Raw genomic sequence first — 17545 nt, 5'->3', positions numbered from 1 at the left:
GTGCAGATCGACGTCTCCTTCGTCATTCCGACTCTGAACGCGGAAGCGCTGCTGTCCGGCTGTCTCGCCTCGGTGCGCCGGCAGGCGTTCGACCCGGCTCGCGTGGAAATTCTCGTGCCGGACGGCGGCTCGCGCGACCGCACCGTCGAGATCGCGCGCGCCTACGGCGCCACGGTTCTCGACGCCCGTGGCGAGCTCGCCGAGGCTGCGAAGCGTCGGGCCATGGCGGCGGCGCGCGGCCGCCACATCGCGCTGCTCGACGCGGACAACGAAATCGTCGGCACCGACTGGCTCGGCCGGGCGCTCGCCGCGCTGGAGCGTCACCCCGAGGCGCTGGGGTTCGAGTCGTACTATCTCAAATGTCCATGCCACAGCCGGCTGAATCGCTATCTGACCTCCTGCCTCCAGATCAGCGACCCCTACGCCCGATTCCTCGCCGGCCGGCTGCGGCGGCGCGCGGTGGAACCGGGCGATGTCGAGGTGTTCGAGTTGCCCGCCGACGGCGCCTACCCGACCGGCGCCAACGGCTTCATCTTCCCGCGCGAGCGGCTGGCCGCGCTGCCCGCCGACCGGCCCTACCACGAGGCGGTGTTCTTCCCGGAGCTGATGCGCCGCGGTGTGCGCACTCTGATCAAGATCCGCGGCTGCGGCATCTGGCACCACTACGTGACGACGTGGTCGGACTACTTCCGCAAGCGCCAACGCGCAATGATCATCCGGTCGCTACGCCGCGAAGAGGCGCCCGCCACCTGGGACGCGGGCGGTGTGCTCCGCAAACTCGCCGCGCTGCTGTATTTCTCGACGGTGGTCGGCCCCGCGGTCGAAGGATTGATCCGCGCGCTGCTCGCCCGCGATCCGGACTGGCTGCTCCACGCGCCGGCGGGGCTGGTCTCCACCGCCGGGAACGCGATCGGCCTACTTCGCGCGCGGTACGCGGTGGACCGCGAGCGCCGCGCCCGCCTGAGCCAGGCGCTGCACTCGCCACCCTCGCCCCGCTAGCGGTCACGCCCCAGGCGCAGACGGTCCCAGAGAAACCGCCACGCGGAAGCGCGAAACGCTGAACGCCAGTGCTGGCGCACAAACCGCCACGGATCCCGCGCGATCGAGCCGAGCATCGCGCGGCGCGCCAGCCGCGTCGGCGCCAGCGGATCAATCTCCGGCAGCTCGAGTTCCGCGCGCAACCAGCTCAGATAATCCCGCCATTTGCGATCGATCGGCACCCAGCGCCCGTCCGGTGGCGGCGGCCGGTCCTCCCGCGTCATGATCACCGGCGCGTCCGGCACCACCACCGGCGCCCCGGTGCGCCGCAGACCGCGAATCATCCCAAACATGTGCGGAAAGTCCGTCTCGAGCGACGCGCGCGCAAACGCGGCGTCATAGCAGTCCACCCGCACAACGTTGCTCGACAGCAGCGTGTGCTCGGTCAGCGCCGCCGGATCCCGCCGCACGCAGTCGGCCGCGAAACTGCGGTAGTCCGAATAGACCGCCGGGCGTGGCAGCGCCCGCGGGTAGCGCGCGTCGAACAACAGCAGCAGGCCCGGATCATGGCGACGCAGCCAGTCCAACACCGTCCTGATCGCGCCGGGCTGCAGCAGCTCATCGTCGCCGAGCAGCCAGGCGAAGCGCCCCCGTGCCATCTCCAGCGCTGCGCAGAGGTTTGGATTGATGCCCAGATTGCGCGGCTGGCGGACCGACTCGACCGGCACCCCCCCCTGCCGGGCCTCCGCAATCACCTGCGGCGTCTCGTCCGGCGACCCGTTGTCGGACACCGCGACGGCGACGGTCGCGGCGTCCCAGCCGCCCTCCCGCAACTGTCGCGCGATCGTGCCGAGCATCTCGCGCAGAAACCGCGCACGATGATAGGTCGGGATGCAGATCGTCAGATACGGTCTCACGCCCGATGTTGTACCGCAGTCGCGCCCCCTTGCCGAATGCCGTCGCGAGGAGCACCGGGCGGCTTGCGTCCGCTCCGCCGATCGAGTATTCGGATGGCCCGCGCCGCGGGGAGTCCTTCGTGAAGAGCGCGATCGTTGAACACACTCACTGCCGTGTCTGCGGGCGTGGCGACCTCGTGCCGCTGCTCTCGCTCGGCGAGCAGTACGCGGTCGCGTTCCTCGATTCGCCGGCCGAACCGGCGGTGCGGGCGCCACTCGAGCTGGTGTTCTGCGACCCCGCGCGCGGCGGCTGCGCGCTCGTCCAGTTGCGGCACACGCTCGATCACGACCTCCTCTATCGACGTTACTGGTACCGCTCCGGCATCAGCACCACGATGGTCGCCGCGCTGCGCGACGTCGCGCGGGCGGCCGAGCGTGTCGCCGCGCTGAAGAGCGGCGACCTGGTCATCGACATCGGCTGCAACGACGGCACCCTGCTGCGTCAGTACGCGGTCCAAGGATTGGAAACGATCGGCTTCGAGCCCTCCAACCTTTGGACGCTCGCAACCGATGCCGGCCGCATCGTGCACGATTACTTCCGCGCGGCACCGTTCCTCGAACTTTCGGGCGGACGCCCCGCGCGCGCGATCACGAGCATCGCGATGTTCTACGATCTGGAGGACCCCAACACGTTCGTGCGCGACATCGTCGCCTGTCTGGCTCCGGACGGCGTCTGGATCGTGCAGATGAACTATCTCGGTCTGATGATCGAGAACGCGACCTTCGACAACATCTCGCACGAACACCTTGAATACTACTCGCTGGCCGCGATGGAACGGTTGCTCGACCGGCACGATCTCGAGGTGATGGACGCCGAGTTGAACGATGTGAACGGCGGCAGCGTCCGGCTCTACATCCGCCGGCGGGGCGCAACGGTGCGCCCGTTCGACGGCGCGGACCGGCGGCTGATGGCGATCCGCCAGCGGGAAGCGGAGCTCGGGCTGGAGCGGGCCGACGCACTGGCCGGATTTGCGCGGCGCATCGAGCGCATCCGGGACCGGCTCCGCGAAGTGCTCGAAGAGGAGCGGCGCGCGGGCCGCCGCGTGATGATCTACGGCGCCTCGACGCGGGGGCTGGTGGTGCTGCAGTACGCGGGCATCACCGCAGAGCTGATCCCGCTGGCGGTGGACAAGAACCCCGACAAGGCCGGCCGTTACATCGCCGGTACCGGCATTCGCTGCATCACGCTCGAGCAGTACCGCGCCGATCCGCCGGACCTGCTCTTCGTGCTGCCGTACCAGTTCCAGCGCGAGATCATGCTGCAGGAGGCGGAGTTTCTCCGGCGCGGTGGGCGCATGCTCTTTGCGATTCCGGAGGTGCGCGTGGTCGGCGCCGCGGAACTGGCCGCGATGGAGGCCGGGAGCCGATGAGCCGGGTGCTGATCACCGGCGTCACCGGCTTCATCGGCAGCCATCTGGCGCAGTCGCTGGTCCGTGAGCACGAGGTCTGGGGGCTGGTGCGCCATTCCACCAGCCGCGATGCGGTCCGCCTCGCGCCCTTTTTGCGCGGCGTGCGGCTGATCACCAGCGAGCTGACGGATTTCATCGGCGTGCTCGGCGCGCTGCGGAAGGCGGACCCGGAAGTGGTGATTCACCTCGCCGCGATGAGTCCGGTGCGCCACTCGTTTGAAATGCCATTCGCGTACGTGCAGGCGAACATCGTCGGTACGTTGAACCTCGCCCACGCGATGTTGGAACTGCGCGAGCCGTCCCGCCGGCTGTTGCTCTACGCCTCCACCGCCGAGGTCTACGGCATCCAGGCCGTTCCGCCGCTGCGCGAAGATCTGCCGTTGCAGCCCTCCAGCCCGTACGCGAACACGAAGGCAGTCACCGACACCTATCTGCGAATGATGACACCGGTGTACGGCCTGCCCGCGATCGTGTTGCGGTGCGTCAACACCTACGGGCGCAAGATCGAGACGAACTTCCTCGTCGAATACCTGATCACGCGCATGCTGCGGCGGCAGCCGGTGCACGTCGGCGCGCCGGACTCCGTGCGGGACTACATGTTCGTCAGCGATCACGTGGCCGCCTATCGCGCCGCGATGGCTCATCCGGAAGCCGCCGGTGAGGCGTTCAATGCGGCGGCCGGCCAGATCGTCACCAACCGCGAGCTCGCGCTGCGAATCGCGAAACTGGTCGGCTATCCCGCACGGCGAATTGTGTTCGGCGAATATCCGCCCGACTATCCGGCCCGGCCGATCGCCTCGGATCAACCGTTCATCGAGCTCGACCCGACGAAAATCCGGGAACGGCTCGGATGGCGCGCTCGTGTCTCGCTGGACGAAGGTCTGCGCCGCACGGTCGAATGGTGGCGGCGCGCGCTGTCGCGCTGACCGTGCGGCGGTCGCGGGCCCCGCGTTTGCCGGCCGGTTTGCAGCGCGGGCGGGCGGCCACTCAGCTCAGCGACCTATGCATTGCGGTTCGCACCGCGCGTTTCTATGCTCGGATGTCCGATCGCACCGACATCGGGAGACCGGGGTGAGAGGTACACTCGTTCGCATGGGGATCACGACACTCGTCGGCGTGGGCGCCTTGATGGGTGCCTGTGGACGGCGCGATCGCTCCGCTCCGCCGCCACCGCCGCCGGCGAAGCCGCCCGCCGTCCTCGCCCCGGCGCCGGCGCCGCCCTCTGCGCCCGCGAACCCGACGCCGCCGTCTGCGCCAGCTGCGCGCGGCCGCGGGCTGCTCACGCTACCTCGAGAGTACGCGGAAGCCGCGATGAACGGCATGGAGGAACTCATTGACCGCGTGGTGCGCGAGGGATTGCTCGATCCGAACGCGGTCGGTGAACAAGGCCGCACGATGCTGATGCTCGCCGCGTTCAATGGGCACACCACGCTCTGCCGGCGACTGATCGGTTACGGCGCCGATGTGAACCGCCGCGACGAGATCGGCCGCACTGCGCTGATGTACGCGGCCACCGGCCCGCATGCAGATGTGGTTCGGCTGCTGCTGGATGCCGGTGCGGATGTGAATGCGGCCGACCGAGGCGAACGCTGGACCGCGCTGATGTTCGCGGCCGCGGAAGGCCAGGCAGAGGTGGTGCGCCTGCTGCTGGAGCGCGGAGCCGATCCGGAGCTTCGCGACGCAGACCAGGACCGCGCCATCGAGTTCGCCCGCAAGAACGGTCACGCACAGGTCGTGCGTCTGCTGGAGGAGGCCGCCGCCCGTCGGTCAAGCCCGCCGCCGTGAGCCCGCGCGATCCCCCGCAACGCGCCAACCACCCCAAGCTGCCGGAGCCCGGCGAGCCCGCCGGCTGGCCGAGCGGAATCCGCGAGCTGATGGACGACCTCGGTGCGGCGCTCGGCGGTCGGACCCCTCTGCTGATGCTCGGCGGCGGAAATCCGGCACGAGTCGCGGCGGCAGAACACGTGTGGCGGCGCCGGATGGAGGAGCTGTTGCGAGAGGACGACCGGTTTGAGCGGCTGCTCGGCATCTACGAGGAGCCGCAGGGTAGCCCCGCGTTCCGGGAGGCGGTCGCGGAGGCGCTGCGCGCGCGCTACGGCTGGCCCCTCACCGCCGCGAATGTTGCGCTGACCCACGGCGGACAGGGCGCGATCTTCTATCTCGCCCATCTCCTTGCAGGCCGGCGCGGCCGCATCTGGCTGCCGATGACACCCGAGTACATCGGGTACGCCGACCTCCTGCATCGGCGTGACTGGCTCGTGGCCAGCCGGCGGAGGATTGAGTTGCAGGGAGAGCGAGAGTTCAAGTATCGCCTCAGCGGAGACGAGCCGCCGCCAGACGCGGTCGCGATTCTGCTCTCGCGGCCGACGAATCCCACCGGCAACGTGATCACCGATGCGGAGCTGCGCGATCTGGCCGCGCTGGCGGGGGAGCGCGACATCCCGCTGATCGTCGACGGCGCCTATGGTCCACCTTTCCCGGACATTGTGACCGGCGAGGTCCGTCCGTTCTGGAATGAACGGGTGATCTGGCTGCTGAGCCTCTCGAAGCTCGGGTTGCCCGGCGTGCGAACCGGTATCGTGGTGGCGGGAGAACGGTGGGCACACCGTGTCGCAGAAATGCACGCGATCGCGGCGCTGGCAGGGGGTAACCTTGGCCCAGCGCTCGTGGAGCCGCTGCTGCGCAGTGGCGAACTTTTTGATCTCTGCCGACGAGAGCTCCGCCCTTTCTATGATCGAAAAGCGGAGACGGCGCGACTCTGGCTTGCGGAGTACTGGCCCGCTGACCGCCCGTGGCGGCTGCACGTGCGGGAGGGAGCGTTCTTTTTCTGGGTCTGGCTGCCGGGACTCGGCATGGGGTCGCGCGAGCTTTACCGGCGGCTGAAGGAGCGCGGCGTGATCGTGGTGTCCGGCCACCACTTCTTCGCCGGCGCCGACCAAACCGATCCGCACCGTGACGAGTGCCTGCGCGTGAGCTTTGCACAGCCGGACGAGGTGGTGTGGCGGGGTCTCGAACGCATCGGTGCGGTGATCCGTGACGCGTGGGATTAGTTCGCGCCGCGGAGCAGAGCGGCGCGCGCGCGAACGGTTTCGCTCGTGGGCGAAAGTCGCTCAGCCTCTGCAAGCGCAGCCATCGCTTCGTCGCGCCGTCCCAAATCCCAGCGGATCGCCGCGAGGTTCGCCCACGCGTCCGCGTAAGTCGGGGCGCGTCGCACCGCTTCCTCCGCGGCCGGCAACGCCTCGTCCGCGCGGCCCTGCCGCCAGAGCGTCCATGCCAGACCGTTGAAGTGGGTGGCGGAAGGGTACCGCTCCGCGAGAAATCGCAGGACCGCCTCCGCGCGGTCGAATTGCCGAAGTTCTGCATAGCGGTCGGCCAGCAACTGCAGCGCGGTGGGTTCCTTCGGGCTCTGCCGCAGCCAGCCCACCAGATGAGTGTTCAGCGCCGCGGAGTCGCGCTGTTGATGCGCCCAGACCGTCAGCAACCGCCGCGCGGCCAGCAGGTTGGGATATTCTCCGAGCGCCTGTTCCAGCGTTCGGCGCGCGTCGAGCCAACGGTTTTCCGCCATCGCGGTGGCCGCCAGCGTGAGGTATGCGAGGGGGGGACGTGGTCGGTCTCTTCGCACCGCGCGCTCCGACAGCGTTCGCGCACTGTGGAGGTCACCCCGATTCAGCGCCACCAATCCGCCCAGCGCCGCCACCGCCGGATCATCTGGCGTGCGTTCCAAATGAGACCGCAGCGCCGACTCCGCGGCCGTCCACTCGCCGCGCAACACGTGCATCGCTGCCCTTGCAAGATCATCCGGCCCTCCACGTTCGCTCTCGGCGCCCTCCTGCAGGTCGACGAGCCACTCGCGGGTGGTGGCGATCGATCGACTGTTCGGAAACCGACGTTCACCCTCATCCAGCGCTGCCCGTGCCTCCTCCCACCGCCCCTTTGCCGCCAGCAGACGCGCCACCGCCGCCACCGCAAGGTCGTTGGTACCGCCGATGATCATCGCCTGCCCCAGCTCCGTGATCGCCTCATCCAGCCGGCCGACTCTCGCCAGCTGCCGGCTGCGCTCAAATAGCCATGCGGGATCCCGAATCCTCCCGAACTGCACCCGGACGCGCAGCAGGTCCAAACGGCCCGCGTACGTTTCCACCAACCGCATCAGCTCCTGCTCAGTTCGATCGGCCTCCAGCCGCTCCATTCGTCGCGCCAGCCGGGCCCGGTTCAGCGCCGCAACGATATTGTCCGGATCCGCGGCCAGCGCCGCGTGATACGCGCGCATCGCGACGTCCGGCCGCTCCATCTCCTCCAGCCGCACCGCAAGATCGTTCATCGTCCGCGAAGCTTCGCGGAGCGCCATCCCGCCGACTCCGCGATAGGGCCCGAGACCACGTTGCCAGAGCGCCCGGTACCGTTCCGCATCACGCCGCCAGCGTTCGATCTCGCCAACCGGCGGCGGCGCGCCCGCCACGCTGCGATAAATCCAGAGCCCCGGCACCGCCGCCCCCACGGTGGCCTCGAAGAAGTGCGGCAGGTCGAACGTCACCGCGTTCGTCCGGGCGGTAGGGACCACCTCGAACCACAGCGGCAGCCAGGCCTCCAGTCCGACCGGCAGCATCGCTTTCGCCAGCGGCGTTCCCCACGGGTATGCGGAAAGCCGGGCCAGGTATTCCGACTCCCGCGCCAAATCCAGCCGAACCCATCGGGGAGCAGCCTGTCGCTGTCGCGCGACCGCCATCACGACTCCGTCCCATCCTCCGCCGCTGACCACCCAGGCTGCGGGCGCCAATTCGCGCGCAATGCCCTCCCCTACCCACCCCGCCGCTCGGAGCGCCCGGTCATCGACGTACGGAAACGCGCGAACTGCGCCAGCCAGTGCCAACACCAGCCCACCGGCCATCGCAACGCGCGGTGCCAACTTCGCCAGCAAGGTATCGCGCAGCACTCGCGCTCCCATCGCCACGCCCGCCCCCAACCAGACCGCCACCCACAACGAGGGAAAAGGGGAAGGCAGCGGCGAGGGCAGCGTCGGCCACGGCGCCAACGGCGTATGCAGCAGCACCGCCAGACCCCAACACGTCAGAATTCCCGCCGCCACACTCATCCGCACCCGGCGACGGCGCACCGGTGAAGAGACCGCCCACAACACCACGCCCACAGGGACGACCGTCACCAAAGCGGTCAGCAGCCATCCGAGGGGGGGCAACGATTCCCGCACCTGCGCCGCATGCGCCCGTACCAACGCGCGCAACAGCGCTCCCACCGTTCTCAAGCCAAGGGCATCCCGCAGCGGCGATGCCGCCAGCACGGTCGTCACCGCAGCCAGCGGCACCACCGCGCCGGCCAGAAACGCACCGGCGACCGCCACTACAGGCCGTCGCCGATCCGGCTTCACTGGCGCCGTCAGATCGTCCGCCAGCGCGCCGGCGGCTTGCAGCAGCACCACCGGCACGTGCAGCGCCCCGACCGGTGATTCCACGACGGCGACGCCCGCCAGCGCACCGGCCGCGATCCCCCATCCGAGACGCCGCCGAGTCACCGCCAGTTCCGTCAGCACCATCACGCCCAGCACGAGCACAAGGCTCAGCATCTCCGGCGAGGCGCGCGTCGCTGAGATCCAAAACGGTCCTTGCAGCGCCAGTACCGTCCCCGCGATCAGCGCACCCGCCACCGCCTCCCGCTCGTTGCCAGAGCCAGCGGTCCCCATGCCGACCCACTTCGGGAACCAACGGCGCCCCAACCAGACGACCATGACCACTGCCGCCGCCCCCAGCAACGCTGACAGCGCATGGACCCGTTGATAGATCGCGCCGAGGGGCACCATTGAGAGTGCCCGCAGCAGCCCGGCCCAGATGGGACGCGTCAGCATCGGTGCACCGTCCAGACCAGCGCCCCGCACGATCGAATCCACAGATGGCCCGGGGATGGGGGTCCGTGCGATGGTTCCCACAAACAGGACGAACGCTGCGAGCCCCATTGCCACCGGTAGCGGCAAACGAAGCCGAGGCTGGGGCTCAACGCGAAAACGACCGGGATTGGAGCGAGACGCTGAACTCACGCATTTAGGATACGCAAAAACCGCGGGCGCAGGCCCGCGGTTTTTGCACCTAACCGTTTTCTAACGGAAGCTTACTCGCGGCCGAGCCGCCAGCGCCACCGGCGCACCATCAGTGCCCCACCGGCACCCAGCACAATCAGCGCCGCCGAGGCGGGCTCTGGGATCACCTGCCACGCGCTCTGCGGCACGGTGCCGAAGTCGTACACCTGCGGAAGTGTTGGTACGGGCGCATAGGGATCCCACGTGAAAGTGGTAACGCCCGCGTCCGCGAACATGGTCGCCTGGGCTGGGTCCGGATGGTTGAAAATCCGGGTCATAATGGGGACTCCGCTGGCCGTTGGCGGGATGATCGCAGCCTGGAACGCGACTCCGTCCAAACCGAGATCCTCCCACAGGAAGTCCCAGAACCCCCAGCCCTCTCCGCTGCCCGTGTGATGTGCCTGATACAACACCGTGCTGGGGTTGGACGCCAGCACAATCTGTGCGGCCCAGAGGGACGTATGCGGCACCGGCTGCCCGTTGGGCATGTAGACATCAGGCAACCCGTTGGCGTTCAGCCCGGATTCCTGCGATCCCCAGAACAGCTGCAACGACCACGGCCCCTGGGCGGTCGCCACACCCGCCATGAACACCATCACACCAGTTACGACTCGTCTCGCGCAGTTGTTTTTCATGCGGTTTTTCTCCTCCGTTCGCTTACTCTCGATGTTCTTGACGTCTCGGGCAGGACGCATGTCCCACCTTACCCAAAGGTTTACAATTAGTTGCCCGTCCAGCGGGGGATTCGGCTCACATAGCTGGTGCCGCGGCCGTGATACCAGAACCCCCGACCGATGGGCACGGGTGTGGTGAGCACGGTGTTGTCTGCCGCATTGCACCAGTTGGAGTTCGCCGCCCGCAGGTAATAGGTGCGGTAAACGTTACCATCCCAGATGAGAATCAGATCCGCCGTGCTGGGCAGTCCACGCTTCGCACCATCGGCCACCCAGCTCATGCCGGGACCATTCAGGTACCAGGGGGCCATGAACGGATTGGCGATCATCCGCAGCCCCGGCACCATGGGACGCTGCACCGCGAGACCCGCCAGCACTTCCCCCACCAGGTAGATCGTGCGGGGTGCGGTGCTGGTTGACGGGGACTGCAGCCACACCGCGTCACCCGTCCGCAGCGGATAGTTGGTAAACTGGCCGGTCGTCAGCCGGTACCGCCCGTCGAGCCGCTGGTACAACGTCACAAACTGTTGGTTCGCGGAATCCCAGATGTGAATCTGAGTCGCGAACTGTGGCATATTGGCTCGCACGAGCTGGTTCGAACCAAAGAGCTGCACCGCGCCGATCGCGCCCGCTCCGTTCAACTGCTGCAGGTTGATCCCCAGCAGCACCGAGGCCCCGGCCGGTGGAATCGTCACCGGTACGACGCCCACCGAGTTCACGCTGGGGAACGACTGACTGTGGGCAATCCCCCCCGTCAGTCCGCTGGCCACCCAGATCGCTAGCATTCTTTTCACGTCGTCGAGTCTCCTCTCGCAGCCGCCCACCCGATCGCCCGCCGACCCGGCGGGCCTGACCGTGTAGACCTCCGCACGCGCGATACCGTCGCCGAACGCGGTTAGCGTTTGATGTGGCACACGTCAGATAGCGTCATTTTTTTGATTACGAATCCGGCGGGTTCTGTTTATTGGAACATGTAACCGACGCTGATCACGACCGCGTAGACATTCTCGATGAAGAGCGCGTCGGAGTTGTCCGGAAACACCACCAGCCCGGACTCCGTGGAATCGAACGAGTAGGCCCACTCGCGGTGATAGCTGACGCTGGCGCGCACGCCGTTGCGCAGCATCCAGTCCACGCCGAACTCTCCGCGCGCGCCGTACGCGAGCGAGTAGTCGTTACGGTAGCTTTCCTTGATGTCGCCGTCCCACTTGTGGTCGCTGCCCTGACGCGCGAGGCCGCGCGCCTCCCCGAGCATCCCGCGCACCAGCGCGTACACGCCAAGGTTCGGCCCCTTGAAGGGACGCCACCGACCGAAGTAGCCGGCCTCGAGAAAATGCCAGTTCACGTTCTCCGAGGCACGAAATCGGTCGCCGCCCTCGCGTAGATCGACACGCTTCGTGATGCCGAGATAACGGTAGCCGAGCTCCCAGCCCCACTCCGCGTGCTCCGCGGCACCGGCACGCTGGCTCCAGAGGATCTCCAGATCGTTGCGGTCGCTTTCGATCTCGTGATGGCCGTTCGCTTCGCGCCGTTCGTAGTCGTAGTTGGCGCCGATGAACCGCGCAGACAGCGCGCCATCACCGCGGCCCACCGCCAGCCGCAGCCCCCAGCCATTGCCGTTCACGTCGCCATCGCGCCAACTCTCCCGACGGTCCTCTTCGTAGTCGGCACGCGTCTGCAGCGCGTCGTGCTGCCAGACGACCAGATAGCTCAACCCCTCCACGCTCACCCGCCACGGTTCCGCCTGGGTGAGCTCGAGCTCCGCATCCGCCGGCGGCGGCGAGTCGGACGGCGCCGCCTGCGCGCTCGCCCCCACCACGAGTGTGAGGAGTCCTACCAAAATGAGATTCGTTTGCATCCAGCTCTTCATGGTTCTCGTTTGTCCTTTCCATGCCGGCGCGGCGCGCCGGTCGTTCACGGGCCTCCACTAGACCCGCCCGCGGCGCCGCGCCGCAGTCGGGCCATTCGTTCCACCTGCTCCAGATACCGCGCGACCTCGTCCCGCGGACGAAGTTCCTGCGCTCGCTTCAGAAGCGGCAGCGCGTCCGCGTACCGTCCTGCGCGCACCAGACACTGCGCATGTCGCAACCGGGCCTCCGCCTCGCTGGCCTCGATCGCGGCCGCACGCTCGAACAGCAGCACCGCCCGGTCCAGGTCGCCGGCCGCGGCGTGATGCTGCGCCAACAGGATCAGCGTCTCGCCATCGAGCGGATCCAGTGCGACGATCTCCTCGAGCCGCCGGATCTGCTCGGCGGCCGGCTCCCCCTGCGCGGCCGCCGCACGCGCGGCGAGCTTCAGCAGCCGCAGACGCATCGCTTCGTCCAGCCGGTCGCCGGCGACCTCCCGGACTCTGTCGGCCACCCGCTGCGCCTCGGCAGGCGCGCCGCGCGCGGCCAGCATCTCCGCCGCACGCAGCGACCGCTCCGCCTGCGCGGCGCCTCCGCGCGTAAGCGCGCGCAGATAGGCCTCCGCCGCGAGATCCGCAAAGCCGTCGCGCAGGTGCACGTCCCCCAATGTCTGCAGCATCTCCGGCGTCGCGTGGCCCGCCAGGTCGAGCATCTCGTAGATCTCTGCCGCCTTCGCGGTCTCCCGCAGCCCGAGATACGCACCCGCCTGCAGTGCGCGGTATTCCGGTCGGTTGGGCTCTGCGCGGATCAGTTCGTCGCACAGTGCAACAACCTCTGCATGCCGTCCCTGCCGGAAAAACACGCGCGCCAGCCCCAGCCGCCAGTCGGGGACGTCCGGCTGCAGCAGAATCGCCATGCGGTAGGCGCTTTCCGCCGCGGTGAGACGGTCCGTCTGCAGGCACGCAAATCCCAGCAGCCCGTACGTCAGCCCGTCACCACCACCCAGCTCGATCGCCCGCGCGAGTCTCGGCACCGCCTCGGCAAACCGCCCCGCCCGCACATGCACCACGCCCAGCTGTTTATGCGCGCGCAGAAACGCCGGAAACTTCGCGATCGCCCGCCCATAGCCGGCGGCAGCCCGCTCGAGGTCTCCGTCCAAAAACCAGAGGTGCGCGAGCGCAAAGTCCAGCGCCGCACTCGCGGCGGGCGTCACCGCCCCCTCGAGCAGTCGGCGGGCGGCGGCCGTCCCCCCTCGCGTGCCCATCGCGGCGGCGACCTTCTCCAGCACCGCGCGCTCCGCCTCCGTCACACGTGGCTCCACCTCCGTCCGCATGCCGAACTCGCCGATCATCGCGCGGCGAAATGATGCGCTCCGAAAAATCCGCAGCTCGCCGTCATCCGCGGCGATCCCGCCGGCCATCGCCACCACCGCCAACATGACCAGGGTCCGTCTCATCGCAGCGCAAACGTGATCGGCACCTTCATTCGAAACGCCACCGGTTGCCCACCGCGCCGGCCAGGATCAAATCGCCACTTCCGCACCGACTGTAGCGCCGCACGATCCAGCGCGGGGTGCACCGACTGCACCACCGTCGGGTTCTGGACCGCACCGCTGGGATCCACCAGAAACACCACATGCACCGTGCCCTCGATTCGCTTCCGCTTCAGCTCCGTCGGATACTCGGGCGCGGGCTGATGTACCGGACGCGGCACCTGATCCAGATCCGCCACCGAAAACACCGCCTCCCCCTCCTCCTTCGCCCGCTGTTCGAGCGTCGAGAGCAACCGCGCGCCGATGTCCAGCACCGCACCGCCCCCCCCCAGGCCAGGGTCCAGCGCCATCTCCAGCGCTGCGAGGTCCATGGGTGGCGGCGCAGGGGCGTCCAGCTCGGGCGGAGGTGGCTCCTCTTCCGGCTTTTCCGGCTCCGGTTCCGGCGGCGGCGGCGCGGGCGGCGGCGGCAGCGCCGCGGTCGTGACCGGGCGCAGCTCCATCTCCGCGGCCGGCGGATGCGCAATCCGCTGGATCAGCGGCAACACGAGAAACACCACCAACGTGAGACCGGCCGCAACCGCCACCGTCCCGACAGCGCGCAGCACAGCACCCAGCGCCCGCCGACACCACGATGGACGTGCGCCACTCATGCACCCTCCGCGCGCCGCGTCGCCAAATTGACCCGCTTCGCACCCGCCAGCTTCGCTTCGTCAATCACTCGCACCAGCAAGCCGGACGGCACCGCCTGGTCCACCTGAATGATCACCGGCAGGTCCTCTTTCTCGATCAGCCGGCGCACCACCGAGCGCACGCCCCCCACGCCGATGTCACGCCCCCCATAGACGACCTCGCCGCGCGCAGTGACGGCGATCAGCACGCTGTTCTTTTCGAGGTTCACCGCGGCGGCCGCGGTGGGCTTGTCCACCTCGACGCCGGTCTCCTCTACAAACGTTGTGGTGACGATGAAAAACAGCAGCAGAATGAAGATGCAATCAATCAGCGGCGAGATGTCGATGTTCGTCTCGCCCGCATCGTCCGTTGCCGCACCGAACCGTCTCATGCGCCCGCTCCCTGCGACCACGCGATCGCCGCCGAAGGCTCCGTCTCGCCGCCCGGCCCATTGACCGCCGCGACCGCCATCACGCGGTGATGCCGCTGCAGACAGAAGGTCTCCAGATGCGCCAGCGCTTCCTCAATGCGCTGCTGCCGCCGCAGCAGCAGGTTTTCAAACATCAGACCCACCAGCGCCATCACCAGCCCCGTCTCCGTGGTGATCAGCGCCTCGGAAATGCCGCCGGCGACGATGGTCATCGTCTTTTCGGCCGACCCGCCGGTCGCCAGCCCGTGAAAGGTCGCGAGCATACCGGTCACGGTGCCCAGCAGCCCCAGCAGCGGCGCCGCGCGCACTGCGACCTGCAACACCCGGTGATCCCGTTCAAACGGCGCCAGCAAGTCGTGCCGCGCCGCCGCAAACACCCGTATCACACCTGCTTCGTCGGTCTCGCGTTCCGCCGCCCGCGCGAGCCGTTCGCCCGGGGTTTCCCGACCTCGCACCGTGTTCGCCACGGGCGGTGACAGTTGGCCCACCGCCATCAGCCGCAACAGCATGCGGGTCGCAACCCCGAACAGCACGATGCCGTTGGCGGCCAGCGCAAACATCCCCCAGCCGCCGCTCCGCCAGATGTTCGCCGCCTCCGGCAGCAACTCCTGCCAAAACGCGCCGTTCATGCCGCCACCTCCTCGACCACCCCGCGCCCTTTCTCCACCTGAGCGAGGAACGCCACCGCGAGCCGCTCGAGCCGGTCGGTCAGCGATTTCGCGCGACGCGACAAAAACGAATGCGACAGCAGTGAGGGAATCGCCACGTACAACCCGAACTCCGTGGTGATCAGTGCCTCCGAAATGCCGGCCGACAACATCTTCACGTCGCCAGTGCCGAACACCGTCAGCAGCTTGAAGGTCGAGATGATCCCGGTCACAGTGCCCAGCAGCCCCAGCAGCGGCGCGCTCGCCGCCGCCACCGCGAGAATCGGCAGCCCCCGCTGGAACCGCGACCGGGCGCGCAGCACACGCTCGAACATCGCCTCCTCGATCAGGTCGCGGCCGTGCGCCAGGTTTGCCGCGCCCGCCTCGATCATCTCCGCCGCCGGCCCCGGCCAGGCGGTGGCCACCTCCATCACCGCGGCGGCGTCCCGCGCGGCCGCCGCTTCCAGCAGGGGGCCCACCTCCTGCTCATCGGGGACGCGCACGCGGGCCAGCGTGATCCACTTCGTCAGCGCGACAATCGCGGCGACCGCGGCGACTCCGAGGATCGGCCACATGACCGCGCCCCCTTTCTGAATGTGCTCCCAAAGTGTCTCGCGGGTGCGCTCCACCTTCCGCGCGTTGCCGAGGCTCGCGTCGAACGGCAGTGTGCCGCCTCCGTCCCGCACCAGCGCCGCCGCCGCTGCCACGAGCGCCGGATCGCCGAACGGCTCGACCGAAGGCTCCACCGAGCCGAGCCGTTGTTCGACCAGCCCGACGTGCGCGGCATTCTCCGACGCAAACACCACCATCGGCCCGAACACCGCGAAGACGCCTTCGACCATACGGCCGTCGGCCGCCGCCGCGGCCCCTCGAAACCGGTAGCCGCCGACCAGCCGTTCCAACCGTTCCAGGCTGCTCTCGACCACTGCCATTTGCCGACGGTAGACCTGCGCCGGTTCCAGCGTGGTGTTGTCCATGGCCAGCCGCGCCTCGCGCAGCACTTCCGCGTGGCGCGCAACCTCTGCGATGTGCAGTCGAGGTTCGAAATTGCGGATGTACTCTGCCAACAGATTGGAGAGATACGCGGCCTCCTGCTCCCGCCCCTTGATCTCGTTGCGCAGGTTGTTCAGGTCCAACGCACGATGGTCGAACTGCCGACGGACCACTTCATAGGCCGTGCGGACCTCGGCGAGCCGTCGCTCGAGATCTCCGATGCGCCGGCTCAGTGCCAGTCGTTCGTCCGCAATCGTGCGGCGCGCTTGATCGAGCTCCGCAACGGCGGCGGCCAGCCGCTCTTTTGCGGTGGCAACCCAGGGCGGCAACTCTGCGGGCGCCGTCGTGCTTGCGACCGCGGAAGTTGCCGCAGACAACGCCGCCGGCGGGGCGGAGGTCGAAACCGCCGCGGTGGGCCGCCGCTGCGACTTCGCCGGCTTCGGGACGGCCGGTATCTGCCGCCCAGGCCGGGCCTCGCGCAGCGGGGGAAACTGTCCGAACGCGGGCATCGCCAGCATCAGCGCCACGCCGAGCCGCACCGCCCGCCCCATCGCTCCGCAAACCGTACGCACCTCAGTCATCCATCACCACCGGCAGCCGCACGTACTCCGCCGGCCGCTCATTGCGATACACCGCAATCGCCGCCTGCACCGCCGCCGCCAGCTGGTCGTCGCGTTCCCAGGTCCACCCCTTCGGGCCGGGACGCCCGACCCCGGCGACGGTGCCGGCCGGATTCACGAAGTACGCCTGCGCCAGCCCGATGTAGAGCACCGTCACCTCGATGCGCTCGCCCCCATCGAGCGTCCGCACCTCGCTGGTCACCAGAATCTCTCGCGCCGCCTTCTGCAACTCGTTCAGCACGCCGATCACGTTCTGGAAGCGCTCCGCCAGCGGCGGTGGTGAAGCGGCCTCCGGTGCCGGAATGCGCTGGCTCAACGGCTGCACCCGTTCGCGCAGCGGCGCGGGCATGCGCTCCAGTAGGCCGACGACCCGCCGCTCCAGCCTCGCGATGCTCTCGTCCAGCCCCGCCGTCGCGGCCACCAGTCGCTCCCGCTGCGCGCGGGACTCCGCCAGCTTCACGTCCAGCTCGCCGATCTCGTTCGTGGTTTGCCGGATTTGCGCCTCGATCGTCTCCACCTCGCGCGAGAGCAGCTCCGCACGGCCCTCGAGGATCTCCCGCGCGACGCGCCACTCCTGGGTCTCCCGCGAGAGCAGACGCCGCGTTTCCACCCACTTCTCAATCGCGGCGCGCCCCTCCGCCTCCGCATCGGGGGGCGAGTTGGTCACCGCCGTCAGTGCTGGCACCGGCGCCGCCGGCATGCCGAGCACCGCCGCCACTCCCAGCCATCGCCGCCACCGTCGCAT

The 17545-nt window shown here is 68.7% G+C and carries 16 protein-coding genes; 5 read left to right on the top strand and 11 right to left on the bottom strand.

Going from position 1 to position 17545, the window contains the following annotated elements; translation table 11 throughout:
• Positions 1-999, top strand: a complete 999-nt coding sequence (locus N2652_03400) for a glycosyltransferase (protein MCX7818245.1) — start codon at positions 1-3, stop codon at positions 997-999.
• Here N2652_03400 and N2652_03395 read toward each other — a convergent pair.
• Positions 996-1895, bottom strand: coding sequence for a glycosyltransferase family 2 protein (locus N2652_03395; protein MCX7818244.1), 900 nt, complete (start codon positions 1893-1895; stop codon positions 996-998). The genes N2652_03400 and N2652_03395 overlap by 4 nt on opposite strands.
• Before the next feature lie 119 nt (positions 1896-2014).
• Between N2652_03395 and N2652_03390 the strand changes: the two genes are divergently transcribed.
• From N2652_03390 to N2652_03375, 4 genes are all read left to right on the top strand, one after another.
• Positions 2015-3304: a class I SAM-dependent methyltransferase gene (locus tag N2652_03390; GenBank protein MCX7818243.1), complete on the top strand. Its 1290-nt coding sequence runs from the start codon at positions 2015-2017 to the stop codon at positions 3302-3304.
• Positions 3301-4269, top strand: coding sequence for a GDP-mannose 4,6-dehydratase (locus tag N2652_03385; protein ID MCX7818242.1), 969 nt, complete (start codon positions 3301-3303; stop codon positions 4267-4269). The genes N2652_03390 and N2652_03385 overlap by 4 nt, the downstream gene beginning before the upstream one ends.
• Positions 4270-4435: 166 nt before the next feature.
• Complete coding sequence (locus tag N2652_03380) at positions 4436-5128, top strand: ankyrin repeat domain-containing protein (GenBank protein MCX7818241.1); 693 nt, start codon at positions 4436-4438, stop codon at positions 5126-5128.
• Positions 5125-6393 (top strand): pyridoxal phosphate-dependent aminotransferase, encoded by a 1269-nt coding sequence (locus N2652_03375; protein ID MCX7818240.1) that lies wholly within the window; start codon positions 5125-5127, stop codon positions 6391-6393. Before N2652_03380 ends, N2652_03375 begins: the two co-directional genes overlap by 4 nt.
• On the opposite strand, the gene N2652_03370 is transcribed toward N2652_03375, so the two are convergent.
• From N2652_03370 to N2652_03325, 10 genes are all read right to left on the bottom strand, one after another.
• Positions 6390-9200: a tetratricopeptide repeat protein gene (locus tag N2652_03370; protein ID MCX7818239.1), complete on the bottom strand. Its 2811-nt coding sequence runs from the start codon at positions 9198-9200 to the stop codon at positions 6390-6392. The genes N2652_03375 and N2652_03370 overlap by 4 nt on opposite strands.
• A gap of 260 nt (positions 9201-9460) precedes the next feature.
• On the bottom strand, positions 9461-10063 hold the full coding sequence (locus N2652_03365) for a PEP-CTERM sorting domain-containing protein (GenBank protein MCX7818238.1): 603 nt from the start codon (positions 10061-10063) through the stop codon (positions 9461-9463).
• A gap of 86 nt (positions 10064-10149) precedes the next feature.
• Positions 10150-10896, bottom strand: coding sequence for a hypothetical protein (locus N2652_03360; protein MCX7818237.1), 747 nt, complete (start codon positions 10894-10896; stop codon positions 10150-10152).
• 167 nt (positions 10897-11063) lie between these two features.
• On the bottom strand, positions 11064-11972 hold the full coding sequence (locus N2652_03355) for a hypothetical protein (GenBank protein MCX7818236.1): 909 nt from the start codon (positions 11970-11972) through the stop codon (positions 11064-11066).
• A 44-nt stretch (positions 11973-12016) separates the two neighbouring features.
• Positions 12017-13405: a tetratricopeptide repeat protein gene (locus tag N2652_03350; protein MCX7818235.1), complete on the bottom strand. Its 1389-nt coding sequence runs from the start codon at positions 13403-13405 to the stop codon at positions 12017-12019.
• Positions 13402-14091 carry an energy transducer TonB gene (locus N2652_03345; GenBank protein ID MCX7818234.1) on the bottom strand — a complete coding sequence of 230 codons (690 nt, stop codon included), beginning with the start codon at positions 14089-14091 and terminating at the stop codon, positions 13402-13404. The genes N2652_03350 and N2652_03345 overlap by 4 nt, the downstream gene beginning before the upstream one ends.
• On the bottom strand, positions 14088-14501 hold the full coding sequence (locus N2652_03340) for a biopolymer transporter ExbD (protein ID MCX7818233.1): 414 nt from the start codon (positions 14499-14501) through the stop codon (positions 14088-14090). Before N2652_03340 ends, N2652_03345 begins: the two co-directional genes overlap by 4 nt.
• Positions 14498-15169, bottom strand: coding sequence for a MotA/TolQ/ExbB proton channel family protein (locus N2652_03335; GenBank protein MCX7818232.1), 672 nt, complete (start codon positions 15167-15169; stop codon positions 14498-14500). Before N2652_03335 ends, N2652_03340 begins: the two co-directional genes overlap by 4 nt.
• A complete protein-coding gene (locus N2652_03330; GenBank protein ID MCX7818231.1) occupies positions 15166-16761 on the bottom strand; it encodes a MotA/TolQ/ExbB proton channel family protein in 1596 nt (531 codons plus the stop codon). Before N2652_03330 ends, N2652_03335 begins: the two co-directional genes overlap by 4 nt.
• Complete coding sequence (locus tag N2652_03325; protein ID MCX7818230.1) at positions 16754-17545, bottom strand: DUF3450 domain-containing protein; 792 nt, start codon at positions 17543-17545, stop codon at positions 16754-16756. Before N2652_03325 ends, N2652_03330 begins: the two co-directional genes overlap by 8 nt.

This window comes from Kiritimatiellia bacterium, assembly GCA_026417735.1.
In the GTDB taxonomy this organism is placed as follows: Bacteria; Verrucomicrobiota; Kiritimatiellia; order PWTM01; family PWTM01; genus CAACVY01.
The sequence above is the reverse complement of the archived record's forward strand: the minus strand, read 5'-3'. Positions and strand labels throughout refer to the sequence as shown.